This window comes from Gracilibacillus caseinilyticus (assembly GCF_022919115.1).
Lineage (GTDB): Bacteria > Bacillota > Bacilli > Bacillales > Amphibacillaceae > Gracilibacillus > Gracilibacillus caseinilyticus.
In genome coordinates this window covers 3,334,252-3,360,288 of the sequence record NZ_CP095072.1, presented here as the reverse complement: position 1 = coordinate 3,360,288, position 26,037 = coordinate 3,334,252, and the positions used below count along the sequence as shown (strand labels likewise).

Here is a 26,037-nt window from a genome sequence, read left to right as displayed (position 1 = left end):
CTTTTTTATAATTTATAAGAGGTCGTTCAAAAAGTCCGGGAAAAATCGCTGTGAATTTCTGCGTTGGCATGCTTCTCCGTTCCTCATGTATTAATAAGCATACATTCCAGTACTCGAAACTACGCCGCCTTGAATTCCTTTGCGCTTTTTGTCCTCCTTTTTAAATACGCACTATAAGTAGTTTTTTGCTTCCAAATGAAAACAGTAGCGCTTACCTTGCCTTAGCGCTACTACATGAATAACCATGTCACTATTATCACAGATACTATTATACCAATAAAATCCGCAATCAGTCCAATTTTTAAAGCATTTCCCATTTTTTTAATACCTACAGCCCCAAAATAGACAGTGAGAATATAGAAAGTTGTATCTGTGCTGCCTTGCATAGTCGATGCCAATCTTCCCAAAAAAGAATCCGGTCCATACACTTGTATAATCTCCGATGTTACGCTTAATGCTGCAGTACCAGATATCGGACGCAGGATAGCAAGTGGTGCTATTTCTGCCGGTATGCCAACTTTTACAAGAATAGGTTCTAACAACTGGATAAAGGCATCTAGCGCACCAGAACTTCTTAAAATCGCAATTGCTACGAGCATTCCTAACAAAAAAGGAAGAAGAGAAACGGACATTTTTAACCCTTCTTTCCCACCTTCCACAAACACTTCATATGCTGGTACTTTTCTGATGATTGCTACTAATAAGATAAACATAACTGTCACCGGTACAATCCATATACTGATGACTGTCATTGCTTCGACCACGGCTTTCCCCCCCTATAGCTTAATGGCTTCGTGAACGGCGCAATAATCGATCGATGAAGATGGCTGAAACAGTTGTAATCGTTGTTGCTAATATGGTACTGGCGACAATTTCTGTTGGAGCCTGGGAACCATATTGTAACCGAATAGCAATAACGGTCGTTGGAATCAACGTTATACTTGATGTATTAATGACCAGAAATGTAATCATTGCATTACTTGCCCTGTCCGATTGACTTATTTTTTTCATTTCTTCCATCGCTTTTATCCCCATTGGTGTCGCCGCGTTCCCTAAACCAAATAAATTTGCCGAGAAATTAGCTAAGATATAACCCATTGCTGGATGACCTGCAGGAATTTCGGGAAACAACCGTCTCACTATAGGACGTGCTAATTTTGCGAAGGCTTCCAGTATACCTGCACGTTCTGCCACTCTCATCATTCCCAGCCAGAAAATCAAGACACTGGATAAACTGATTACAAGTGTTACAGCTTCACTGGACCCATCAAACAGCGCTTGATTCACTTCTTCCATCGTTCCGTTAAACATTGCATATACAATGCCAATAACAGCCATTAATGCCCATATAACATTAATCACGTTGATCACCTAAAAAATGTTGAAATTGCTGCCAAATACTTGTCCATAGATTAGAGTTTTTCTTACTAGGGGGCTCTCCCAGGTATATACTTGTTGTTGTAATTGGCTCATCGTTCAAATAGAATACTCTTTTACCGATCCGGTCGAAAGCCCCGACTGTATCGCTCAAATAATTTTTATAGTCTACTGCTTTCGCTTCTGCTTTCGTTAATGGATAATCAATCGTTTCATCTATACTCGCTGTAATTCGTTGATCCTGATCCAGTTGAAGTTCAAATGTAGATTCATCTTGAATATTTTGAAGCGGATAGGTTTCAAACCCCCATTCAAATAATCGCATATGATCCTGCCAATCATTTGGTGCATCTAATGTAACCATAATTAATGTTTGTCCATTTTTTTCAGCTGTTGAGACCAAGGTTCTCCCTGCAGCTTTCGTATAACCCGTCTTTCCTCCACTACTGTATTTATACATCTGCGTAAGCAACTTGTTTTTGTTCTTCCAAGGGTAGTCACGGGAAGATGATTTGTAGGAGGTGGTACCGGATATCTTTTGATACTCTTCATTATCCATCGCGTACTTCGTTAATAATGCCATGTCATACGCAGTGGAGTAATGTGTGTCGGAATCAAGGCCATGCGGATTATCAAAATGAGAGTTAGTCATGCCAATCCACTTTGCTTTTTCATTCATTAAATAAGCAAAGCCTTCCTCACTTCCTCCCACATACTCACTGATCGCGACAGCTGCATCATTTCCTGAACGTAACATTAGTCCATATACAAGGTCTTCTAAGCTAATTTCATCCTCTTTTTTTAAATAAATCGATGAACCTTCTGTTTTAATAGCATTATCAGTTACGTTAACCTTTTCGTCCATTTTTCCTGATTCTATTGCTATAATGGCTGTCATAATTTTTGTAATACTTGCAATCAGACTCGGTACATCCGCATTCTTTTCAAATAATACTCTGCCTGTTTCCTGGTCCATTAATATCGCACTTTGCGCAGATACCTGTATATCAGTTGTCGCCATAACATGAGCAGGTATAAACTGAAAAATACTGATGAGGACAATAATGCAATATCCTATTTTTCGCATGATACACCTCTTCCTACTTTTCCAGATACGTTTGTAACATTTTATGCAGACAAGCCACCCTTATGCCAAAAAAATTAACCTTGTAACAATTTATGCTACAAGGTTAATCACTCATATTCTGTAAACGATCGAAAAACAAATCTGCTTCTTGTTCGATATCCAATTCATTAATATCTTCTGGCAGTGGTGGCAAATCATCGATTGAGCTCAAACCGAAATACGTTAGAAACTCAATAGTGGTACCGAATAAGATCGGACGTCCAACCCCTTCCTTCCTTCCCACCTCTTCTATTAACGCACGCGAGGTCAAGGTTTGTACAGGTCTTTCACTCTTCACCCCACGTATTTGCTCTATCTCCGTTCGTGTAATAGGTTGTAAGTAAGCTATAATTGCTAATGTTTCCAGGGCAGCTTGTGACAATTTGGCATGTACCTTAGCCTCTTTCAGCTTAGAATAGTATTCGCTATGTTCTGGCTTTGTTGTTAAAAAAAGCACATCTTGTGACTCCATCAGCATGATTCCCCGTTTGGCATGCTCATATTCGAACTTTAATTCATTGATCAGGTGATCTGCCATATCCTTATCTAGATCCAAAACCTTCCTTAGTTCTTTTTTATGAATTCCTTCATCTCCAGCAGCGAAAATTAATCCTTCCAATATCGCCTTAATATCATTAATGTCCAACTTCTATACCTCCATCAACATCAGTGCGACTCGTAACGAGAAATGATCAACTCGTCCAGGTTTTTCTCTTGTTTACAATGAATTCGTTTTTGTTTCATTAACTCTAAAATCGCAATAAAGGTTGCGACGATGTATGTTCTTGTTTTACTGGGAAACAATTCAAAAAACGAAATCGGCTTATTTACCTGATCGATTGTCTCCATGATTTCTTCCATCCGCTGTTCAATAGGTATTTCCTGACGCTGAACGGATGTCTCCAATGGCCGGTTCCATTTCTTTCGCTCCAACACTTTACCTATTGCTTCAATCATATCATAGATATTCGCAGCGCCTTCCGGTAATTGACGGTCTTCTTCTTCAAATTGCATTGGAGGTCTTGTATGAACCTGACTCTGTTCTACTTCTCGATCCTTCAGATGCTCTGCAGCTTCTTTATATTTTCGATATTCTATTAAACGTCGCATTAATTCTTCACGAGGATCTTCTTCATATTCTTCCTCAATTTCTATCGAGGGGTTAGGGAGAAGTAATTTACTCTTGATCTCTAGCAAGGTAGCAGCCATCACCAGATACTCACTAGCAATATCCAATTCTAACTGCTGCATAGTATGTATATACACCATATATTGAGAAGTGATTTCAGCCACTGGAATATCATATATATCGATTTCATATTTATTAATTAAGTGTAAGAGTAAATCTAAAGGGCCTTCAAAGCTTTCTAACTTCACTTGGTAATGGTTCGGCATAAAAAAACTCCTAAAAAATACATTTTTTATGGGCGATTTATTACAAACGCCTATACGCGTATCCAATTCTTGCATACATTAATCTAGAAAGATCAATTCTTATAATTGATTAATTAATCTTTAGGAGGTTTGAAAATGGGATATTCATATGGCGGTGGATTTGCTTTAATCGTTGTGTTGTTCATTCTTTTAATCATCGTAGGTGCAGCTTGGTACTAGGATCAAACCTAATCAAAGCTTATCGTCTGTAAAAGGCGGTAAGCTTTCTCATTAATCTGACTGTCTACATATTTCATTTTTTGAAAACTACCTGTCCAAATTATTCTATAAATACTCATCATGACAGCACCGTGTTCAAAATAACTGTCGACTTGTTTTCCCGTTATTGAAAAGAACCTTTGCCAGTATTTGATCAGCAAAGGTTCTTACGTATTATTGATCCTCTTCTGTATTACATTTTTTCAAGAATCTATCCGTTAATTCATTTGGGACTACGTCAAACGATGTACCATAATGATTCTTTAGCGCATTAACCATTTTCTTTCCAAATCCAATATTACGATGTGATGGATTTACTGTTATATGCTGGAGAACAGCTATCTTCGTTTCTTGATTTAAGAATACACCAACCGCACCCAAAATGTCCTCTTCTTCTTTCCATAAAAATAATTGCCAATCATCATTTGTTTCATACTCTTTGATGGTATCCTGCAACTTTTTTACTTCTTTCTCATCTGGCATTAAGGATAGTAAACCCATAGCGATTTTTTCAAACCTTTTTTTATAACGAATTAACATATTGAACCCCTCATTATTCATAACAAATTCATTTATTGATATGTTATGTTTTCATTCAAAAGTCGTTACTGTTTATTATTTCCAATCACTAGGAAGAAAATACAATTCCAAACCAGTAAAAACAGCCCCAAGCAATAGCCAAGACTAACAATATCACAAAAAGAAGAATGTTTCTTTTCTGCATATGTATCGTTCCTTTGAATGATATAATCAATTGCCACTTTCCACTTTACAATAGTATAAACGTCATACATTGTCAAACATTATCAGAATTAGACAAATCATACTGATTTTATACTTCTGTCACTCGAACAGTCTGCATCGCATCACCTTGACGAATACGAAGAACCGTATCCATACCTTCGATTACTTGGCCAAATACAGTATGTACACCGTCTAAATGCGGCTGTGGTTCATGAACAAGAAAAAATTGACTTCCACCCGTATCTTTTCCAGCATGTGCCATTGATAATGTACCAGCAACATGCTTATGAGGATTTCCTTCTGTTTCACATTTGATCGTATATCCTGGTCCACCCATACCTGTTCCAGTTGGGTCTCCGCCTTGTGCAACAAATCCAGGGATTACGCGGTGGAAAACAACCCCATCATAAAATTTTTCATTCGCAAGTTTTTCAAAGTTTGCAACGGTATTCGGAGCTGCCTCGTCATACATTTCAATTACAATTTTTTCTCCATTTTCAAATTCAATTACTGCCTGTTTCATTATTCTTTCCTCCTATTCGTATGATAAATCATTTTGGGTCATGTCTTTATATGATTCTCGTTGTACAACTAATTTATCCTCACCATTCTCGACAAAAACAACAGCCGGCTTTGGAAATCGATTATAATGGTTGGACATGGAGTACCCATAGGCACCTGTTGAAAAAACAGCCAAAATATCATTTGGCTCTACCTTTGGTAAGGTTATATCCCATATTAACATATCACCCGACTCACAACATTTACCCGCTATCGAAACTTCCTCTTCATCTGTTCCATTTACTTTGTTGGCAATAACGGCTTCATATTTAGCCTGGTATAGCGCTGGACGCAGGTTGTCAGTCATCCCACCGTCTACGGAAACGTATTTACGGACGTTTGGAATTTCTTTAATAGATCCGATTGTATATAAGGTTACTCCAGCGTCTCCTACTATCGATCTGCCTGGTTCAATCCAAATTTCCGGGAAAGCCATATCGTACTGGTCTATTTCTTCTTTGACTTTGGTAATTAAGGCTTCTACGTATGCTGGGTGCGGAAGTGGATCATCTTCCTTTGTATATCTAATGCCAAAACCACCACCCAGATTGACAACCTCTGATTCAAAATGATGACGATCTTTCCAAACCTTTAGCGTATGAAATAACCTTTCAATAGCCATTGTAAAACCGTCTGTTTCAAATATTTGTGAACCGATATGACAATGTAATCCTTTAACATGAATGCGGTCAATCTGACGTAACCGTTGAAGCGCCTCTTCTGCCTGCCCATTCGTCAAATCAAAACCAAACTTAGAATCTTCATTGCCGGTCAGAATGTAATCATGTGTATGTGCTTCGATTCCTGGTGTAACTCGAATGAGAACGTCCATTTCACGTTGTTGTTCTTCTAAAATATGTGCCAATAATTCAATTTCATGAAAATTATCAACTACTACACAACCAATATTGTATTCAACTGCCATCGATATCTCATCGAAACTTTTATTATTTCCGTGCATATGTATTTTTTCTACAGGAAATTCTGCCTGAATTGCCGTATACAATTCACCTTGTGAAACAACATCAAGACTTAAATTCTCCTGTTTAGCAATTTGCACCATCGCAACAGAAGAGAAGGCTTTACTCGCATATGCAACTTGTGCGTTAATCCCATGTTTTTTAAATGTACTTACAAATGCTCTAGCATTTTGTCGGATTTTTTCCACATCATACACAAATAATGGAGTGCCATATTTCTTCGTTAATTCCACTGCATCAATACCAGCGATGGTTAATTGATTATTATGAATTGCTGTAAACGGTTGTATCATCATTTTCACCTCACCTGCCATTAGCTGCTATAGCCATTTGTCAAACAAAAATCCCTTATCCCCGTCTTTTCTGCAAGACAGGTAGACAAGGGATGAGACCATTCCCATTTCTACAAAATGTAACAAAGTATAAAGATAATTTATCACAGGGAAGTCATTTCTTCAAGTATTATTTCTACAAGATCAAGTTTGTTTTCGATTATTCTGCGGCTTTACAATACTTGGCCGTGTCTTCGATAAAGGTACTGCAACACGAAATAGAATTTGCCAAATAGCTTTATCATTAAATGGGATGAACGGCCATAAATAAGGTGTCTGTAACGATCTTGTTGCAGCCAACAATAAGATATAAGCAGTACTGCCAATAACAAACCCTTTAATTTGGAATATAAAAGTGATGATTACTAGCAATATTCTCATCATTTTATTGGCAACACTTAATTCATAACTGGGAGTAGCAAAAGAACCAATCGCCGCTATTGATACATAAAGAATAACTTCTGCACTAAATAACCCCACTTCAATGGCTATTTGACCGATCAATACAGCCGCGATTAAGCCCATAGCTGTTGACAAAGGTGTCGGTGTATGGATAGCGGCCATTCGCAGAAACTCTATCCCGATATCCGCAAGTAGAATTTGGACAATAATGGGGACGTTACCCGTTTCATTCGGTCCAATAAATTGTAATTTTTCCGGCAGCAGTGATGGATCTAGCACGAGTAACATCCAAAGTGGTAACAAAAACAATGATGCAAAAATCCCAACAAACCGAATCCATCGTACAAACGTTCCAACCGACGGAGATTCTCGATATTCCTCTGCATGCTGCACATGATGAAAATATGTAGTCGGCGTAATTATCATACTCGGAGACGTATCCACCATAATAATAACATGACCTTCAAACAAGTGAGTTGCCGCAACATCCGGTCTTTCCGTATAGCGTACGAGCGGATAAGGATTTATCCCTTGATGAACTAAAAATTCTTCAATCGTTTTATCTGCCATCGAAATCCCATCTACATCAATTTGATCTAATTCATTTTTCAATAAATCTACAAGATTTTGATCAGCAACATCTTGTAAATAACAAATACATACATCCGTTTTTGAACGTTCCCCAACTTGCATCATCTCATTTCTCAGTCGTTCATCTCGTATCCTTCTTCTTGTCAATGCAGTATTTTCTACTATATTCTCGGTATATCCATCTCGAGACCCCCGGACTACTTTTTCGGTATCCGGTTCTTGCGGTTGTCTTCCAGGATACGAACGAACATCGACAATAAAGCATTCTTCTTCTCCTTCAGCAAATACTACCAGCAGGCCAGACAATAACTGATCAACAGCTTCATCCATCGTTTTCTTCTTCTCGACCTGCTGGTGAACAATGCGATTATTTATTTCATCATATAGATCAGAATGTACATTCTCGTTATCATTCACAGAGATGAGTTTCTTAATTACTTCGATGACGTATTGGGTGTCTACTAATCCTGTAACATAATACAGTTGCACTTTTTTCTTTAAAATCGTTAATTCTCGGAAACCGACATCAAAGGATACACCAATTCCCAGCTTTGTTTTAAGAAATTCCTGGTTCTTTTCTATGGAACGATTAATTGCTTGTTTCTTTTTAGCCATAACGAACTCCTTCACTATATAATATCCACAAAAATGAGCCATTGAAATAATGAGCCAACAATTTTCCCGATCACAATGGCCATCAATAACCATAATAATTCTTTATCAATTCCCAGCCTTTTCATGAGTAACGGGAAAACATTTAATACTTCCGTTAAAGCAGCTGCAAGCATTCCGATAAAAATGCCATGTAATAACCCCCAAACCCCTAAAAAGATCGCTGGTATGTGTAATACCTTGTCTGTAAATGTCAGGTACGTTCCAATCATTGCACCAATTATGACGCTTGCTTGATAATTTTTCAGCCAATGATTTGATTTACTGAGTTGCACTAATCGAGGAATGATTCCTAACACGGTTAAAAATGCTACAAAACCAGTCCCTACCATTAACCCTGATCCAAAGCCAATTGCAATTTCAGCAATAATATGAAGGATGTCAAGACTCATCGCGTTTGTTCAAAGCATTTTCATGATAGATTAAATATTGATCAAGGTCTTGCTGGTAATTAAACATTTCAACTTCGAGCGGACTAGGTTCCTCATTGAATCTTTTTTTGAAAATATGGTTAAAAAAAAGGATCATACCTAAACCTAAACCAATCGAGTAGGGAATTTGGATCCATAAAGGCTTTTCTTGCTTTTCACCGGTCAGCAGATAGAAGAGACCTTGATGTACTTCTTCCATACTTACATCATAATGAAAATTCATTATCGCCATCGCGGAGCCAATACATAACAGTAGCCATACCACAAGAATGAGGAGCAAGTTTGCTTTCTTCTCTTCTTTTTTAATCTCAATAATCGTTTGATTCGAATCTAATAATTCAATAGTTAAAAATGGATACTGCGCAACAAGTTTTTCTAATAATTGAAAACCGTCAATGACCGAAACATTATTATCCTTTTCGGTAATCTGATAAATTTTTAACTCTTTCAGTTTTTCCAGGTAATCGATATTACCGGTAATATGTGCAAGGTCTCTAAGTCGGATCAAATGCTGCTTTTTAACGGCGATTTTCTTTTTCAGGCGAAGATATACTTTTTCCTCCTTCATATTCATCATCCCTTTTCTTAATAGGCTTTAGAGGAAATGTTTTTCTTAGTATGAGAGGAAATGGAGTTTTCATTCATTTTGTGGTAGAAAAGACGAAATTCGGATGCGCTTATAGTTAGCTAGTACTTATGAATACTTAAGCTAGTTTCAGAAGAAAAGCGTCCAAAAGAACTTGATCATCAAAAAATAATGTGAAAGTAAGGGTAGCTTCGACATTACCATATTCAAGAACCTATCGTCGGCTTTTTTTGGTTTGTGTGGACATGTTAGATATTTTCCTTGCCAACAAAAAAAGACTACCTGTTAAGGCAGCCTTAATTCATGATCTCTTCTTTTATTTTCTCCAATATTTTTTTCTCAATTCGCGATACTTGTACTTGTGAAATGCCCAAACGATTGGCGACTTCTGTTTGTGTCTTGTCTTTGTAATACCTCAAATATACAATCAGACGCTCACGCTTATCTAAATCTTTAATGACTTGTTCCATCGTGAGCTTGTCAAACCAGTTATCATTCACATCCGCAATTTGATCCAGTAATGTAATGGGATCCCCATCGTTTTCATAAACAGTTTCGTGAATGGATTGTGGTTTTTTGGTTGCCTCTTGTGCATGGATAATATCTTCCGGTGATAATTCTAACTTATCAGCAATTTCTTGTATTGTCGGAGCTCTTGATAATTCCTTAGTTAGTTCATCTGTCACTCTTCTAATTTTATTGCCGATCTCTTTTAATGACCGACTTACTTTCACGGTTCCGTCATCACGGATAAACCGCTGAATTTCACCAATAATCATGGGAACAGCATAGGTAGAGAATTTTACTTCGTACTCCAGATCAAACTTGTCTATCGACTTTAATAGGCCGATACAGCCGATTTGGAATAAATCGTCTTGATCATAACCTCTGTTTAAGAATCTTTGTACAACGGACCATACTAAACGGATATTCTTTTCCACTAACAATGATCTAGCTTCTTCGTCTCCCTGCTGACTGAGTTGAATGTATTTTTTTACCTCTTTATCATCCAATGGTGAAGCGTTCGAAATTTTAGTTTTCATAGGCATCACCTAATGACTCATACTTTTGCTTGTCTGAAAATCTTTCGTCATTTTCACTTGTGTACCTTCTCCTGGGTGTGATAATATTTCGACCTTGTCCATGAAATTTTCCATAATGGTAAATCCCATTCCGGAACGTTCTAATTCCGGTTTCGATGTATAAAGGGGTTCTTTCGCTAAATCAATATTGTCAATGCCTGATCCCTCATCTTTAATAACTAAAGACAAGGAACGATCCGTTAATGTACAAGAAATATATACAAATTGATCCGGGTCTTCTTCATAACCATGTATGATCGCATTCGTCACGGCTTCAGATACTACTGTCTTAATTTCTGTTAATTCATCCATTGTCGGATCAAGCTGAGAAACAAAGGATGCGACCGAAACCCTGGCAAAAGCCTCGTTTTCACTGACACTTTTAAATTTTAATTCCACGGCATTATTCACGATGCCACCCCCAAACTGGAAAGTGCAAAGTCTTCATCGGATTCCAAACGGACAATTTTAAACAAACCGGACATATCAAACAGTCTTTTCACCGCTGGGTTTACAGAGCATACAATCATTTCTCCACCTAATTGTTTTACTTCTTTATATCTTCCTAATACAACACCTAGCCCTGAGCTATCCATAAAGTGAAGTGCATTCAAATTCAGGATCACGTGTTGAATTCCTTGCTTTTGAAGCTGATCCTGCCATTCAATTTTTAATCGAGCAGCAGAATGGTGATCCAACTCTCCATCTAGCCTGACAATCAGAACGTTTTGCACAACTGTAAACTGTGATTGTAATTGCATAAAGTTTCCCTCCCTGTTCTTTTCTGTCTTACAAATTCTATTTTTGTTGGGCATATTCCTGCTTTATGACAAAAGTAGAACGAAATCGCCTAAATAAATCGATTTTCGACTTCGATTGACGAAAACAAAAATATTCTGTATTTATCAACATTTAAAAAAACGATTGAAATGTTCGTTTGAATAACTGCAACAAATTGGCATGTTCTACGTCTTCCGAAATCATTAGATCTGTTTCACTCATTACCTGCTCACCATCTGTCACTTGTAATTTTCCGACGACGGTGCCTTTTTCCAATGGCAACGTAATATCCTTATAAATCGTAATTTTGGTCTCTACTTTATCTAGATCTGTACCTTTTGGATAAAGGATCGATACCGAATCACTTGTTACGACATCAACTTTTTGTTGATTAGCCTTTAACCATTCAAAAGAAGTTACTACTTGATTTTTTTCATATAGTGGTTTTGTATCAAATTTGGCATAGGCATAATCAAGCAGCTTACTGATTTCATTATTACGGTCTTTCGGTGTTTTCGCTCCCATAACAACTGCAATCGTCCTCATTCCATCCTTCTCAGCTGTCGCAGTTAAACAGTATTTCGCCTCATTGGTAAAACCAGTTTTTAAGCCATCCACACCTTCATAAAAGCGAACTAACTTATTCGTATTAACTAACCAAAATTCTTTTTCGGTTCCTTTTCGTAAATAATCTTCATAGATGCTGGTGTAATTCGTAATGGCTTCATATTTTAATAATGCTTTCGCCATAACTGCCATGTCATGAGCGGTACTGTAATGATCCTCAGCAGGTAATCCAGTGGAATTCTGAAATTTTGTTGAAGTCAAACCTAAGTACTTTACTTTTTTATTCATCATTTCAACGAACGCTTCTTCGCTGCCTGCAATTCTCTCTGCCATAGCTACACTCGCATCATTTCCAGAGGCAACAGCTATCCCCTTCAACAAGTCGTCCACTGTCATTTCTTCGCCCTCTTCCAGAAAAATTTGCGATCCACCCATAGAAGAGGCCTTTTCACTGACTTTCACTTTCTCATCTAATGTTAATTCTCCCTTTTCAATTGCTTCCATAATCAATAGCATCGTCATGATCTTCGTCATGCTAGCGGGTGGTAATTTTTCATCAGAATTCTTATCATATAAAATATTGCCTGTATCTCGTTCGATTAAAATGGCTGATTTCGAATTCTTAGCCAAGTCAAGTGAACTGCTCTCATTAACTTCCATTGAGATATGCTGGTCATTATGTTGCGCAAACACAACACTTTGACTCATCAACATTGATAATAAAAAAACTGAAATAATACTTAACTTTTTCACAAACGTCACCTCCGATTAATAACATCACTATTTTTTCCAAAAAAATTCAAAGGTATAACCATTTGCGCAGATATTTTTAAGAAAAACCGAGCATAAACCCGTTCGGTGCTAATGATAGCTACTTATAATACGGATTATGTAAAGTGGAACAGTATAACAATGTGGTAATTTTTACATATTATATTTGCTTATCAAAGCTCCGTAAATATGCTCCGCGTCCTGTGGTGTTGGCCTCAATTTCCTTTGAAAGAAAAGCACTTTCCTGCGGCATTTCCGGACACGACTGAGTCACGGGAGTCTCCGCATATTTCCTACGAGCTCTACAACGATTGGTACATGTAAAAGCAGCTGTGCTTTGTATTATATTTTACATGCAGCAGGTGGTAACACTTCTAGAAACTTATAGATACCGTTCCATATACTAGCTCTTACATTAGTTGTAGAGCTGAAACAATAGCGTAGGCCAACCATGTAAACTCCCGAGGAGTCAGCGCGAACTGAAGATCCACTTAGGAAAATCCGTATTATAAGAACCCGTTTCTTTACCTTAAGCGATATCTTTTGCAATTCGACTTTAACGATGAATTATATGCTTTCTTAACTTGTAAACAAAAATAAAGATAGCAGAAAATCTGCTACCTTATTTGATCACTTCATATATCATTTTCCGCTGATTTATTGACTCTTTTTTGATTGTATACGCCTGTTTTACCATTCCTGCAATATCTTCTACATCGTCATGATCACTGTATAATATCGCTAATGTGTCACCTTCTTTTACTTGATCGGCAATTTTTTTACGAAGCGTGATACCGACGCCGTGATTAATCTTGTCTTCTTTCTTTGCTCTTCCTGCACCAAGGTGCATCGCTGCTAATCCTATCTCATCTGCTTCCATTTCATGCACATATCCATCTTCCTCTGCTTTCACTTCAATTTGATGAGATGCACTTGATAATTTTGACAGATCCTCAATATAGGATGTATCACCAGACTGTGCTTTGACAAACTGATAGAAGGATTCGTAGGCTTTACCGTTATCCAGTAACTTTGCCAAAGCTTCTGTTGCTTCATTATAATCACGATAAATACCAGCAATCAACGTCATGTGGGCGGCAAGCTCAATAGCTAATTCCCTTAGATCCTCCACTCTCCTACCTTGTAACACTTCTATCGCTTCTTTTACTTCATTAGCATTGCCTATCTCGTAACCAAGTGGTTGATTCATATCACTTATAACAGCAACTGTATTGCGTCCTAATTGACTACCGATTGTCACCATTTCTTTCGCTAATCGTTTGGAATCTTCTAATGATTTCATAAATGCTCCAGAACCAGTTTTGACATCAAGTACAATACCATTTGCTCCTGATGCAATTTTTTTACTCATAATCGAGCTGGCAATTAACGGAATGGAATCGACTGTAGCAGTAACATCACGTAATGCATACAGTTTCTTATCTGCTGGTGCTAAATTACCGGTTTGCCCGACTACTGCCAGCTTGAACTGATTAACATTATCGATGAACTGCTGATTGGATAACTCTACTTGAAAACCGGGAATGGCTTCTAATTTATCAATTGTTCCCCCTGTATGTCCAAGTCCCCTTCCTGACATTTTGGCTACTGGAATGCCTGCTGCAGCAACTAAAGGACCGACGATAAAAGTAGTCTTGTCACCAACTCCACCAGTAGAATGTTTATCCACTTTATGACCTTTGATCGGGCTTAAATCAATGGTATCACCTGATTCAACCATTGCTTTTGTTAACGAAGCCGTTTCTGTGCCTGACATCCCTTTGTAATAAATTGCCATCATCAGAGCGGACACTTGATAATCAGGAATCTCATCTTTCATGTAATGCGAAATAAAATAGTCAATTTCAGTTTCAGATAACTCACTACCATTACGCTTTCTTGCAATTATATCTACCATTCTCATCGTGAATACGCTCCTTAAGGTTTAATTTCTTGTAAAAAACTAACACCGTATTCTGGCATCTTTACATCAAAATTATCGGCAACAGTTGCACCAATATCAGCAAATGTTTGTCGAAGTGGCAAATCTTCTCCTTTGTCAATCCCGTTATGGTAGATAAGTAATGGTACATACTCTCTCGTATGATCAGTTCCATGATGGGTTGGATCATTACCATGATCTGCTGTAATGATCAGTAAGTCATCGTCCTTTAATTTAGCAAGAGTTTCTGGCAATTGTTGATCAAATGCCTCCAAAGCATCGCCATACCCATCCGGGTCTCTCCGATGACCATATTTTGCATCAAAATCGACTAAATTAAGAAAATTTAAACCTGTAAATTCACTTTCCATCGATTCGATAAATTTGTCCATACCATCTTTATTATCATTTGTCCGAATCGATTCCGTAACACCTTCTCCATCGTATATATCAGAAATCTTCCCTAGCGCAAGTACATCAAAGCCTCCATCTTTCAGTGCATTCATTACTGTATAACCAAATGGCTTCAATGCATAATCATGCCTGTGTGCTGTCCGTTCAAAATGTCCGGGTTCTCCCACAAACGGTCTAGCAATAACTCTACCGATCATATACTTTTCATCCAGTGTCAGTTCTCTGCAAATTTTACAAATTTCGTATAGTTCTTGCACAGGGATAACCTCTTCATGTGCAGCTATTTGCAATACAGAATCCGCTGATGTGTACACGATTAAATCTCCAGTTTCGATATGGCGCGGTCCTAGTTCTTTAATAATTTCGGTACCGGAAGCAGGTTTATTCCCAATAACCTTTCGTCCAGTTCTTTTCTCTATTTCATTAATTAATTCTTTTGGGAACTGTTCGAATGTACGGAAAGGTGTATCGATGTACAAGCCCATGATTTCCCAATGTCCTGTCATCGTATCTTTACCATTAGATGCTTCCTGCATTTTTGTATAATATGCTCTAGGATGTTCAGCTTTTTCAACCCCCTCTATTTGTCGTATATTACTGAGTCCAAGTTGAGCCATTGTTGGCATATTTAGTCCATTTCGATGAGCTGCGATATGCCCGAGTGTATCTGCTCCACTGTCGTTAAAAGCGGCCGCATCAGGGGCTTCACCAATGCCAACCGAATCCATTACAATTAAAAAAATACGATTAAAAGTTGTCAATTACGATCCCTCCTAATAATCCATACCCTTTCTACCTTGTTAATATGCTTCAAAAATATTGTAATATAACCGTTTATATGATATCCGTACTAACTTGACTAGATTAATGGAAAAACGTTTAATTAAAGATCCAGGGAAAGCTACTTAACAGAATTAGATAATCTGCATTATGTAAACTTGTATTATAACTTTTTTGACATATTGAAATGATTTATCTCCAGTTATCTAAAAGATAAGAAAAACCGGCAAAGCCCACCCGGCCCTAATTAACATAAATAATATACAACTACCTATAATATGGAATATGTAAAATAAAAACTGTACTGCAATGTAGTAATTTTGAAATGTTTTATCTGTGTATCCGAGCTCCGGAAATATGCTCCGCGTCCTGTGGGGCACGGCTTCAGCTAGGCTACTACTTGAATAACTTCATTGCTGCCTTGTGCCGAGGAAGCCCGCTTCAAAGCGATACTTGTAGACACAGGCACAGACAAAGTGGATCTTCAGCTCGCGCTGATCCCACGGGAGTCTCCGCATATTTCCTACGCTTAAGGGAAGTTTTACACCGTAGGAAACAGCTAAAAGCAGTGATTCTAGGCATTATACGTCATTAGAATAAGGTATAAATCCTGCAGATAATGCTCCCTATCCTACCTGTCGCATGAATTGTAGCTATACATGAGCGTAGGCCAACCACGTAGACTCGAGGCCACTGAAAAAGTCCATAAAAATTTGCGACAGGAAAATCGAATCCAAATTCATGCAAAATATCATATAAAAGTGGTGGATTAAAACCACTTTAAACCTGTTTATAGCTATATTAGTGGGAGAAAAAATTTCCAAAATATGTTTTTTAGTGACCTCCGTAGACTCCCTCGGGACATGCAGGTGCTGAAGATCCACTTTGTGAAGCGTTCTTCTTCACAAAGTTAGCTTCAGCCTTGCCCCGCAGGACGCGAAGTGGTTGGCCGGAGTGGTATACCAGCACACTAAACATTTCAAAATGACTTCAACGCTTGACATAATCCATATTATAAGAACCCGCACTTTTATTTTCTTATGCTTAAGCGCAAATTTGGTGATTCGACATTAACGAGGTAATTTTCTTATAATGGTCCTCTTTAAATTTTAACTACTTCGCGCTTCATCATTGCTAAAATTCTCCTTACGTGTATAGAAAACGCCACGATCAGATCGTGACGTTTTATGCTCTCGGATGATGACTTTTATAAATATCTTTCAAACGTGACTTGGAGACATGGGTATAAATTTGTGTTGTGGAAATATCAACATGACCAAGCATTTCCTGAACTGCTCTCAGATCTGCTCCATTTTCCAGCAAATGTGTTGCAAAGGAGTGCCGCAACGTATGAGGAGATAATTCTTTTTCAATGCCCGCTTCTCTAGCAAGTTCTTTCATAATCTTCCAAAACCCTTGTCGACTCAATGGATTACCGTGATGATTAACAAACACTGTCTCCGTCGACTTTTTCTTAACGAAATCGCTTCTGGCCGTGTGAATGTATCTGTCTAAAGCATCTCGTGCCATCTCTCCTAATGGGACGATTCGTTCTTTCGATCCTTTTCCAAAGCATCGTACAAAGCCCATCGTGAGGTGTAAATCATTCATCTTTAAGTCGATTAATTCTGAAACTCGCAATCCTGTTGCATAGAGAGTTTCTAACATCGCCTTATTACGAACGGTATATTTATCAGATGGCTGAATATTCAATAATTTATCAACGTCAGAGGTTGATAATACTTTCGGTAACTTTCGATTTGCTTTCGGTGTCTCTATATGTAAACTAGGGTCTTCTTTTATTTGGTATTCCCGTATCAAAAATTGATGGTACAGTCGTAACGTTGATAGCATGCGAGCAATTGTAGCTGAGGATCTCCCCTGATCATTCAGGCTGTATAAAAACTGCATGATGTCGTTTCTGCTGACTTGATTCCATTCCGTTAATTGCCGTTCGGTATGAAGATAATGATAATACTTCAGCAAGTCCCGTTTATAGGCTTGCAAAGTATTATCAGATAATCCTCTTTCAATTTTCAAAAAATGAAAAAATTCTTCCACGGGATATTGCATCTCATTCATTTTCTATTCTCCCAATCGAAAAAAAATACTAAGCCTTTCCCATACATCTGTTTCTTCTTGAGGTTGAAATACTTTTACTGCGTCACCTTGTGGATATTCGTAACGATGCAAATCTTCGTATTCATGATGCAACGCTTTAATAACGTAATAAAATAGCATTGTACACAAAACGAATATCACAAAAAACTTCATCATTTCCATTAACATTTTAAAAACGGAAGACATATGGCATTCTCCTAATAGAAAACATTCTATTAGAATTTATACCAGTTTTAGAGAAAAATATACCTATTTTGCTGCCAATTTTTTCGCTTCACAATTTCGGCAAATTCGATCTTGACATACTTGGCAAATGCCATGGAAGGTTAGACGGTGATCTTTTACGATAAAGCCCCAATCCGTCTGTACAATTTCCTCCACGTCTTCTAATAAGTCATCGGTAATTTCTTCGACAGAACCACACTCTGTACAAACTAAATGATGATGGAAATGCTTTGCTCCTTCTTTGCGAAGATCGTAGCGTGATACTCCATCACCAAAATTAATTTTATCTACAATTTCTATTTCTGTTAACAGTTCTAATGTTCTATACACAGTAGCTAAACCAATTTCTGGTGCTTTGTCTTTTACTAACAAATAAACATCTTCTGCACTTAGATGATCTTCTTCTCTTTCCAATAAAACACGAACAGTCGCTTCTCGTTGAGGAGTCAATTTATAGCTTTGTGCGTGTAATTCTTTTTTAATACGATCTAATCGGTGTTCCATATGAAGACCTCCTTACATTCTCATTATAAATAGTCCCATGTAAGGTGTCAATTAAAATAATTATAAATAGAGTGAATATATAATTATCAGTTAATAATGATTATTAATTGATAAGTCTGTCCGATATTAATTTCATCGCCTCAAAGGATACCGCTGATTCCAGAATAGCAGCTAGGCTTACCACCACCATCAAACCAATAAATATGGCGGTATAGCGAAAGAAAATTTGCATAACAGGATGTTTAAACCGTTTGGAAAAAATACTCTGTAGCAATGATAATGAGAATACCATAGCCAAACTGCTCGCAATGATATAGATTGGAATGATTATCAAATTCTGCGGTGCAATTGCTGAGAATGAGAATAACAAACCTTGCATGCCTAGCTGATTTACAAAAAAACCAACCGTAAATCCAATTGCGACTCCCTTAACAAACAATAAAACCCAGATAATAGGTAAACCAATGACAGCTAACCCTAAGAAGAATAGTAATGAGAGAAACTGTATATGGTAAAATGCTGCATTTTTTAACAGCTCATGTTTCGACAGATTTTCATCTTGTAAATATCCTAGAAAGAAGCGTTCCAGATAGAAATATAAGTCTTGTTTTTGGACAAAGGTCATACTATTCACGATGATCGCACCAAAAATGATACCTGTAATAAATAAAATAATCGTAAATATATAGATGGTATGGTATTTCGTAATATGATTGGTGATGGTGTGTTTATTTTTTGGTAATTTCAATCGCTTCACATCCTCTAATTTTGTTCTCGTTTCAATCTATGAATTGCTAGATCGAAATAGAACTAAACTAGATGTGTTTTCCAATACAATCATTTATGAGCTATCTTACCGTACTTCCCACCACCTCCAGACTCTATTAAAAGTTTTCCTTCTCGAAGCTGAATGATCATCTCTGCTATTTTATTCCCGATAACAGGAATCAAAGCTTCTTTATTCACATGATGGATCACCGACATCTCATTACCAAAATGATCAATCAGTTTATCTAACGTTTTAGGACCTAAAGCTGGTATGTATTCCAACGGCACTTGGTATAGATAGGCTGGTCTGTTGGATAGAGGCTGAGAAGATGTTTTTAATTCTGCGATCCGATCAGCAACTCCTTTTATAAATGTGACGGATTCGCATTGTGGACACGGTGATTCCTTATAGGGTCTTAAACACTTTTGACAAACGGTTGTGTAGTATTTCCCTAATCTCGGATTCATTCCGAAATTTTTGATAACTTTTCGTTCTTCTATTTGATGGAATGCCATCTGTAATTCTTTAAAAGTCGGCTCTGCCATGCGAATAAGTTGATATTCTCTAGCTATTTTAGCCAGTGAATGGGCATCCGAGTTGGTAACGTACGTATAGCGGTGTAGCTCTGCAATCTGATCAGCCATATGTGTATCAGCACTTAATCCGAGTTCGATTGCATCTATCCATTCAGGATTGAACACTTCCTCTAATGATTGTCTGACACCTTTACCGAACAAACTTTTAAAAGGTGTAAATACATGTGCCGGTATAAAAATCCCGTCTAGCTCCTTGGTTTTCTGTTGTAAAGCAACTGCACTTCCATAGAAACGTTGTGAACTTAGTTGACTATTTTTCATATGATCAGATAACCAATTCGAAAAAATAGTCATGGACTTTAAAAAAGGAAAATAACAAAGCACATGGATCGGACCTGCGCAGTTTTGATCATAGATTTCGATTTCACTACCAAGCATCAATGTCGTGTTGCCGAATTGAATGCCACCTTCCTTTTTTTCAACAGCTTTGGAATCAGACAGCAATTGCTGTAATTCTTCCAAAACCGCCGGCGCCTGGCAATCAATCACACCTACGATATCAATCCCTTTACGTTCACTTGCCTCTAATAAAATATTCTCAATCGTCAGGTGTTTCGAAGCTGTTATTTTTACTGGCCCACCATACTGGTTTCTTCCAACATGAATATGTAAATCTGCATAATAATCCTTAAGCATTTTATAATAGTCCTTTAAGCTTTAAATAAAGAAGTGCATATGCCGTTTTTGCATCATGAATTTCTTCACTTTCGACTAATGCTTCAGCTTCCTCCATCGTCAATTCCATTAATTCAACAAATTCATCTTCGTCTGTTTCCAACGGCTGTTCGAGCTTTGATAACGATTGGGTCTGATACAGATAAATAATTTCATCTGCAAAACCAGGTGAGGTGTAGAATGATGTAACATAAGTTAAGTGCTCTGTCGTATAGCCTGTTTCTTCCTGCAACTCTCTTAAAGCAGTAATTGCGGGTTTTTCACCTGGCTCCAATTTACCCGCAGGTATTTCGATTATTGTTTTTTCTAATGCTTTTCTATATTGTTTAACAAACACGATTTTATTATCTTCTGTAACCGGAATGATCGCAACAGCTCCTGGATGTTTAACCAGTTCTCTTTTTGATGTTTTTCCATCAGGTAAAGATACGTCATCAACCTGAAGACTGATTACTTTCCCATTAAAAATCGTTTCAGAATGAAATGTTTTTTCTTCGAAATTTGTCATTCATAATTCTTCCTTTCTATTCACAGTCACATTCATTGTATTTCTTTATGGTGATTTGTACAATAAATATAGACTATTTTTGAAAGGGTGTCGAATGTGGAAAAAAAACAACTAGGTAAATCGGATTTAATGGTCTCCTCCATTGCACTAGGATGCATGTCGTTAGGAACTGATTCTAAACAAGCTGTAAATGTGATAGATGAGGCACTCGATCTTGGCATCAATTACCTTGATACAGCTGATTTATATGATCAAGGATTAAACGAGGAAATGGTCGGAAAAGCGATAGAGAACAAACGGAAAGATATTATTCTAGCCACTAAAGTAGGGAATCATTTGAAAGAAGATGGCAGCTGGTTCTGGGATCCTAGCAAATCTTATATAAAAGAACAAGTAAAAAAAAGCCTAAAAAGATTACGTACTGATTATATTGATTTATACCAGTTACATGGTGGAACAATCGAAGATCCTATTCCTGAAACAATTGAGGCGTTTGAGGAATTGGTTAAAGAAGGTGTTATCCGTTATTATGGCATTTCATCGATTCGACCAAATGTTATCCGTGAATTCATGAACAAATCCAATATTGTAAGTGTGATGATGCAATACAGTATATTGGACAGAAGACCTGAAGAAATAATGCTAAAAGAGCTCGCAGATCAACAGATCAGTGTCGTCACTCGTGGCTCTCTAGCCAAAGGAATGTTAAGTCAAAACGGACCAGACATTATTGAACAGAAAGCTCATAAAGGCTATTTAGACTATGACCAGTCAAATCTCAACGATACAGTATCCCAATTGCAACAATTGCTTAGACCGAATCAGACGTTAAATGGACTAGCGTTGAATTATGTATTAAATAACCAAGCGGTTACTTCCGTCGTATCAGGGGCAAGCGGTACAGAACAGCTGAGAGAAAATGTAGAAGCAATAAATCAATCTTTTAATCAAGAACAATTGGACAAAACAAAATCTATTGCCTTGGCAAACACTTATCATCAGCACAGATAAATAAAAATAGTATGGAAGCTAAGACAACATATTAGTCAAATTTATGGCCGAATATAACATTAAATGCATCAAAAACATTCACGTTATATTCAGCCGTATTCTGATGCAGTATGTATATTCTGTGAAGTAAATTCTTGCGAAAGTACTCTAATTTAAACTGATATGAATTACAGTTATATAGCAATTTGCCATTTTGAAATGTAATTAGTGCTAAGCAAAGCTTCGGAAATATGCTCCGCATCCTGTGGGGCACGGCTTCAGCTAGGCTACTACTGAACTGCTTCTTTGCTGCCCTGTACTGAGGAAGCTTACTTCGAAGTGATACTAGCTGACACAGGCACAGACAAAGTGGATCTTCAGATCGCGCCGACACATGCGGAGTCTCCGCATATTTCCTACGCTTAAGTGAAACTCCACAACGATTGGAACAGCTAGAAGCAGTGAAGCTAAACGCTAAGTATTATGCATCATTAGAATCACGTATGGGCACTGGTGAATACGCTCCCTCTTGCGTCAGTTGTAAAACCTACACATTAGCGTAGGCCAACCACGTAGACTCCCGCGGGACATGCAGGACGCGGAGTGGTTGGGCTGGAGCGGCATCCTAGCACATACTCCATTTCAAAATGGTCTCAACGCTAGTTAGCATGAAGCAGCCTAACCTATTTGTCATTATTTCGTAGTTCCCTTAACTTCATATTATTTGTATCCAAAACAGTAGTTATTTATTATTTTTATTAATTATTCGTTATCCAACATTCTCACATTTGTTATGTGACAGCCTGTTTTTCCACCATGAATCATATGAAATGGAATAGCAAACAGGTAAAAACTTCACGCTGTTACGGAATGTACATGGATAAAAGGGTTTAACATTTCATTTGGGCTTGATAGTCGAAATGTCGTGCCGTTATAATCCAATTTCATTTCATTGCTGAAGAAAGTTGCTTGCTGTTTATGGATCACGACTTCCAGCTGATCACATTCTACAGGTTGATCATAGTCATCCGGCTGATCTTTGATGGCAATCGTCGGCATCCCATTAACACCACAACCACACCCTTCTGTATCATATGTTAATGCCAGAATAAAAGGTGATGCTGCGAGTGTATTTAACTTTTCTAGTGCTTGTTCTGTTATGGTTAATTTCATACTATTCCTCCGTTCGTTATTTTTTATTAAAAGCAGGTTTTAATAGTTTCTCCATTAATCGAGGAAAGGTTTGATACAGCTTCCCCCCTGCATTCATCCATACTGGTAAATTGATTTCCCTTTTCTTTGTGAACAAAGCAGTGGTGATTTTAGCGGCTACGTCATTCGGATCTAGCATGATGCTTTGTATACTTTTTTGATAGGTTCCATCCGGGTCCGCTTGATCAAAGAAAGCCGTTTTAACTGGACCGATATTGACAGATGTCACAGAAACCTTATCCTCCAACTCCATTCTCAGCGCATTAGAGAAGCTAATAACACTAGCTTTGGTTGCACTGTAGATGGATGATTTAGGAGTAGGCACCTTACCCGCCTGTGAACCGATATTAACAATATGCGCCGGTTTATTTTTTAATAAATGCGGAAGCAGATGATAGGTAGTGAAAAATAAAGACTTTAAATTGAGTTGAATCATTTTTTCAATTTCTGACCAATCCAATTGATCAAAGCGTTCAAAAAACCCAAGACCTGCATTATTAATAACCGCATCCAATTCTCCAATTTCCATCAACATCTCATCAAGGGTTTCTTTCCACTGCTGTCTGTCAGTGATATCAACAGCATAATAATAAGCTTTTATGTGATATCGTTGTTCGATTTCATTCACTGTTTGTACAAGCTTACTTTCCGTACGTGCCACCAGGATTGGTATAGCTCTTTTTGCTGCCAAATGATGTGCCAACGTTTCTCCTATCCCACTTGACGCTCCTGTTATTAAAACATGTTTATCTTGTAATCTGTTCATGTGATCAACTCCATCTTCATGATATCATATTTTGAAAATGTGGCAGAACATTTTGCTGTTTGCACCGAGAATGTATCATTGAGTGTGACAGTTTTAAAGAATTAGTAAATGTTAGTACGATTCCATTGACTTTTCCAATAATATTCTAGACAATCATGAGGAGGTTATTTAAGAGAGGTGAAAGTGACGGATGATCATTTATGCACACCGTGGAGCAAGTAAACATGCACCAGAAAATACGATGCCAGCATTTGATTTAGCGTATAAACATGAAGCTGATGGAATTGAAACAGATGTCCAGTTAACGAAGGATGGTGTAGCTGTTTTGATCCATGACGAAAAGCTGCAACGCACAACCAACGGATATGGGTTTGTCAAAGACTACACTTACGATGAATTAATCCAGCTAGACGCTGGCAGCTGGAAATCTCCTAAGTTCACTAACACAGTCATACCAACTTTAGAGGATTTACTACGTTGGAATCAGGATAAGCAGCTAAAGCTGAATATCGAATTAAAAAATAATGTAATCGCCTATTCTGGATTAGAGAAAACTGTTTATCAGCTGCTACAAAAATACAGTATGGTAAAACAAACTGTGATCTCGAGCTTCAATCATGATAGTATTGCTAAACTAAAACAATGGTCAAATGAACTAGATTACGCTTTTCTAACAAGTAAGAGAGATAGAAATTTAGTTCCGTTTGCACAATCTATTCATGCAGCAGGTATTCATATTCAAAACCGCCTACTCTCCAATAGACTGGTAGCAGAAGCACAACAACATAATTTATATGTGGCTGTATATACAGTTAATTTGCCACTATCGATAAAACGGGCTATTCGTATGAAATGTCATGCCATGTTTACTGATATCCCAAAACTAGCTGTCGATTTAAGAAAAAACACACGATAGAGAGGAAGGTATACATGCACGTTGAGTTTTTAGGAACAGGGGCCGGACTTCCTAGCAAAAATAGAAATGTAACCTCAATCATGCTTCATTTGGAACAGGAACGCAATGCGCTTTGGATGTTTGATTGTGGGGAAGCAACGCAACATCAAATTTTACATACGTCGATCAAGCCGAGAAAAATAGAAAAAATCTTTATCACACATTTACACGGAGATCACATATTTGGATTACCAGGCTTGCTAAGCAGCCGTTCCTTTCAAGGTGGTGTTGATCCTGTGACAATATATGGGCCGAAGGGTATTAAAGCATTTATAGAGACGAGTTTAACGATTAGCTGTACAAAATTGTCCTATCCTATTAAAATTATTGAACTGACGGAAGGTGTGATTTTTGAAGATCAGCAATTTATTGTTTCTGCTAAGAAGTTACAGCATGGTGTCGAATGCTTCGGCTTTCTAATGGAGGAGAAGGAAAGTCCTGGGCCGTTACTGGTAGATAAATTAAAAGCAGAGGGTATTGAACCAGGACCGATCTATCAAGAGTTTAAGTCAAATGAAACCGTTGATCTGGCAAACGGAAATACAGTTAAATCTGAGGACTATATCGGAAAACCAAAACCAGGTAAACGGTTAGCGATTATAGGTGATACTAGAGCACATGACGCCATAATACCCTTTGTTCAGGGAGTAGACTTGCTAATTCATGAAGCAACCTTCGCGGCAGATCAGGAAACGTTAGCACATGAATACTTTCACTCGACAACAGTCCAAGCTGCTACCATAGCTCAACAAGCTAGCACTAAAAAGCTAATTTTGACGCATATATCTTCCAGATTCCAAAACGAAGATATGGAGGTCCTGCAAACAGAAGCTCAACAACTATTTAGCAATACAACAATCGCCCATGACTTCTACCAGGCAACGATAGATTAAAACAAAGATGATTCTCTCTGCATATTCTTAAT

29 protein-coding genes are annotated in these 26,037 nt (G+C 37.6%); 4 read left to right on the top strand and 25 right to left on the bottom strand.

The genetic code is table 11. The features are described from left to right. Nucleotides 1-230 precede the first annotated feature (230 nt). The 5 genes from MUN88_RS15955 to MUN88_RS15935 all read right to left on the bottom strand — a co-directional run bounded on the left by MUN88_RS15955 (nt 231) and on the right by MUN88_RS15935 (nt 3,898). Nucleotides 231-764, bottom strand: coding sequence for a spore maturation protein (locus MUN88_RS15955; RefSeq protein ID WP_305852473.1), 534 nt, complete (start codon nt 762-764; stop codon nt 231-233). A 19-nt stretch (nt 765-783) separates the two neighbouring features. Then, nucleotides 784-1,362, bottom strand: a complete 579-nt coding sequence (locus tag MUN88_RS15950; protein ID WP_244716786.1) for a nucleoside recognition domain-containing protein — start codon at nt 1,360-1,362, stop codon at nt 784-786. After that, nucleotides 1,355-2,464, bottom strand: a complete 1,110-nt coding sequence (locus MUN88_RS21735) for a D-alanyl-D-alanine carboxypeptidase family protein (protein WP_305852472.1) — start codon at nt 2,462-2,464, stop codon at nt 1,355-1,357. Before MUN88_RS21735 ends, MUN88_RS15950 begins: the two co-directional genes overlap by 8 nt. A 103-nt stretch (nt 2,465-2,567) precedes the next feature. Then, nucleotides 2,568-3,149, bottom strand: coding sequence for an SMC-Scp complex subunit ScpB (gene scpB / locus MUN88_RS15940; RefSeq protein WP_244716784.1), 582 nt, complete (start codon nt 3,147-3,149; stop codon nt 2,568-2,570). A 20-nt stretch (nt 3,150-3,169) separates the two neighbouring features. Then, nucleotides 3,170-3,898: a segregation/condensation protein A gene (locus tag MUN88_RS15935; RefSeq protein ID WP_244716782.1), complete on the bottom strand. Its 729-nt coding sequence runs from the start codon at nt 3,896-3,898 to the stop codon at nt 3,170-3,172. A 135-nt stretch (nt 3,899-4,033) separates the two neighbouring features. On the opposite strand from MUN88_RS15935, the gene MUN88_RS15930 reads away from it, so the two are divergent. Continuing rightward, the gene (locus tag MUN88_RS15930; protein WP_244724578.1) at nt 4,034-4,117 is read left to right on the top strand and encodes a YjcZ family sporulation protein; all 84 of its coding nucleotides are present in this window, start codon (nt 4,034-4,036) and stop codon (nt 4,115-4,117) included. A 213-nt stretch (nt 4,118-4,330) separates the two neighbouring features. On the opposite strand, the gene MUN88_RS15925 is transcribed toward MUN88_RS15930, so the two are convergent. From MUN88_RS15925 to MUN88_RS15840, 18 genes are all read right to left on the bottom strand, one after another. Further along, a complete protein-coding gene (locus MUN88_RS15925) occupies nt 4,331-4,696 on the bottom strand; it encodes a GNAT family N-acetyltransferase (protein ID WP_244716780.1) in 366 nt (121 codons plus the stop codon). 292 nt (nt 4,697-4,988) lie between these two features. After that, nucleotides 4,989-5,423: a peptidylprolyl isomerase gene (locus MUN88_RS15920; RefSeq protein WP_244716778.1), complete on the bottom strand. Its 435-nt coding sequence runs from the start codon at nt 5,421-5,423 to the stop codon at nt 4,989-4,991. Between the two features lie 12 nt (nt 5,424-5,435). Continuing rightward, nucleotides 5,436-6,737, bottom strand: coding sequence for a diaminopimelate decarboxylase (lysA, locus tag MUN88_RS15915; protein WP_244716776.1), 1,302 nt, complete (start codon nt 6,735-6,737; stop codon nt 5,436-5,438). Nucleotides 6,738-6,917: 180 nt separating this feature from the next. Continuing rightward, entirely contained in the window at nt 6,918-8,381 is a 1,464-nt protein-coding gene (locus MUN88_RS15910; RefSeq protein ID WP_244716774.1) for a spore germination protein, read from the bottom strand. Between the two features lie 14 nt (nt 8,382-8,395). Then, nucleotides 8,396-8,830 carry a stage V sporulation protein AB gene (locus tag MUN88_RS15905; protein ID WP_244716773.1) on the bottom strand — a complete coding sequence of 145 codons (435 nt, stop codon included), beginning with the start codon at nt 8,828-8,830 and terminating at the stop codon, nt 8,396-8,398. Further along, entirely contained in the window at nt 8,820-9,437 is a 618-nt protein-coding gene (locus MUN88_RS15900; RefSeq protein ID WP_244716771.1) for a stage V sporulation protein AA, read from the bottom strand. Before MUN88_RS15900 ends, MUN88_RS15905 begins: the two co-directional genes overlap by 11 nt. A 314-nt stretch (nt 9,438-9,751) precedes the next feature. Further along, nucleotides 9,752-10,504 carry an RNA polymerase sporulation sigma factor SigF gene (sigF, locus tag MUN88_RS15895; protein WP_369809891.1) on the bottom strand — a complete coding sequence of 251 codons (753 nt, stop codon included), beginning with the start codon at nt 10,502-10,504 and terminating at the stop codon, nt 9,752-9,754. A gap of 3 nt (nt 10,505-10,507) precedes the next feature. Then, nucleotides 10,508-10,948, bottom strand: a complete 441-nt coding sequence (gene spoIIAB / locus MUN88_RS15890) for an anti-sigma F factor (RefSeq protein ID WP_244716767.1) — start codon at nt 10,946-10,948, stop codon at nt 10,508-10,510. Further along, nucleotides 10,945-11,298: an anti-sigma F factor antagonist gene (spoIIAA, locus tag MUN88_RS15885; RefSeq protein ID WP_244716765.1), complete on the bottom strand. Its 354-nt coding sequence runs from the start codon at nt 11,296-11,298 to the stop codon at nt 10,945-10,947. Before spoIIAA ends, spoIIAB begins: the two co-directional genes overlap by 4 nt. Nucleotides 11,299-11,449: 151 nt before the next feature. Beyond that, nucleotides 11,450-12,544, bottom strand: a complete 1,095-nt coding sequence (locus MUN88_RS15880; protein WP_305852505.1) for a D-alanyl-D-alanine carboxypeptidase family protein — start codon at nt 12,542-12,544, stop codon at nt 11,450-11,452. Nucleotides 12,545-13,277: 733 nt separating this feature from the next. Continuing rightward, nucleotides 13,278-14,579, bottom strand: coding sequence for a pyrimidine-nucleoside phosphorylase (locus MUN88_RS15875; RefSeq protein ID WP_244716761.1), 1,302 nt, complete (start codon nt 14,577-14,579; stop codon nt 13,278-13,280). Between the two features lie 14 nt (nt 14,580-14,593). Then, the gene (gene deoB, locus MUN88_RS15870; RefSeq protein WP_369809999.1) at nt 14,594-15,739 is read right to left on the bottom strand and encodes a phosphopentomutase; all 1,146 of its coding nucleotides are present in this window, start codon (nt 15,737-15,739) and stop codon (nt 14,594-14,596) included. Between the two features lie 1,237 nt (nt 15,740-16,976). Then, nucleotides 16,977-17,864 (bottom strand): site-specific tyrosine recombinase XerD, encoded by an 888-nt coding sequence (gene xerD / locus MUN88_RS15865; RefSeq protein WP_244724575.1) that lies wholly within the window; start codon nt 17,862-17,864, stop codon nt 16,977-16,979. A 12-nt stretch (nt 17,865-17,876) separates the two neighbouring features. Continuing rightward, nucleotides 17,877-18,098, bottom strand: coding sequence for a DUF4227 family protein (locus tag MUN88_RS15860; protein WP_244716757.1), 222 nt, complete (start codon nt 18,096-18,098; stop codon nt 17,877-17,879). Nucleotides 18,099-18,161: 63 nt separating this feature from the next. Beyond that, entirely contained in the window at nt 18,162-18,641 is a 480-nt protein-coding gene (gene fur, locus MUN88_RS15855) for a ferric iron uptake transcriptional regulator (protein WP_244716755.1), read from the bottom strand. Between the two features lie 103 nt (nt 18,642-18,744). Beyond that, nucleotides 18,745-19,398 carry a stage II sporulation protein M gene (spoIIM, locus tag MUN88_RS15850; RefSeq protein ID WP_369809890.1) on the bottom strand — a complete coding sequence of 218 codons (654 nt, stop codon included), beginning with the start codon at nt 19,396-19,398 and terminating at the stop codon, nt 18,745-18,747. Nucleotides 19,399-19,478: 80 nt separating this feature from the next. After that, the gene (locus tag MUN88_RS15845) at nt 19,479-20,642 is read right to left on the bottom strand and encodes an endonuclease Q family protein (protein WP_244716751.1); all 1,164 of its coding nucleotides are present in this window, start codon (nt 20,640-20,642) and stop codon (nt 19,479-19,481) included. A gap of 1 nt (nt 20,643) precedes the next feature. Then, nucleotides 20,644-21,189, bottom strand: coding sequence for an NUDIX domain-containing protein (locus tag MUN88_RS15840; RefSeq protein ID WP_244716749.1), 546 nt, complete (start codon nt 21,187-21,189; stop codon nt 20,644-20,646). A 96-nt stretch (nt 21,190-21,285) separates the two neighbouring features. On the opposite strand from MUN88_RS15840, the gene MUN88_RS15835 reads away from it, so the two are divergent. After that, nucleotides 21,286-22,200, top strand: coding sequence for an aldo/keto reductase (locus MUN88_RS15835; RefSeq protein ID WP_244716747.1), 915 nt, complete (start codon nt 21,286-21,288; stop codon nt 22,198-22,200). Between the two features lie 834 nt (nt 22,201-23,034). Here the strand turns inward: MUN88_RS15835 and MUN88_RS15830 are convergent. After that, nucleotides 23,035-23,352: an iron-sulfur cluster biosynthesis family protein gene (locus MUN88_RS15830; RefSeq protein ID WP_244716745.1), complete on the bottom strand. Its 318-nt coding sequence runs from the start codon at nt 23,350-23,352 to the stop codon at nt 23,035-23,037. 16 nt (nt 23,353-23,368) lie between these two features. Next, nucleotides 23,369-24,157, bottom strand: coding sequence for an SDR family NAD(P)-dependent oxidoreductase (locus tag MUN88_RS15825; protein ID WP_244716743.1), 789 nt, complete (start codon nt 24,155-24,157; stop codon nt 23,369-23,371). 190 nt (nt 24,158-24,347) lie between these two features. Between MUN88_RS15825 and MUN88_RS15820 the strand changes: the two genes are divergently transcribed. Together MUN88_RS15820 and rnz are read left to right on the top strand one after the other, a co-directional pair. Continuing rightward, nucleotides 24,348-25,073 carry a glycerophosphodiester phosphodiesterase gene (locus MUN88_RS15820; RefSeq protein WP_244716741.1) on the top strand — a complete coding sequence of 242 codons (726 nt, stop codon included), beginning with the start codon at nt 24,348-24,350 and terminating at the stop codon, nt 25,071-25,073. 14 nt (nt 25,074-25,087) lie between these two features. Next, nucleotides 25,088-26,005, top strand: coding sequence for a ribonuclease Z (gene rnz / locus MUN88_RS15815; protein WP_244716739.1), 918 nt, complete (start codon nt 25,088-25,090; stop codon nt 26,003-26,005). The last annotated feature ends 32 nt before the right edge of the window (nt 26,006-26,037 follow it).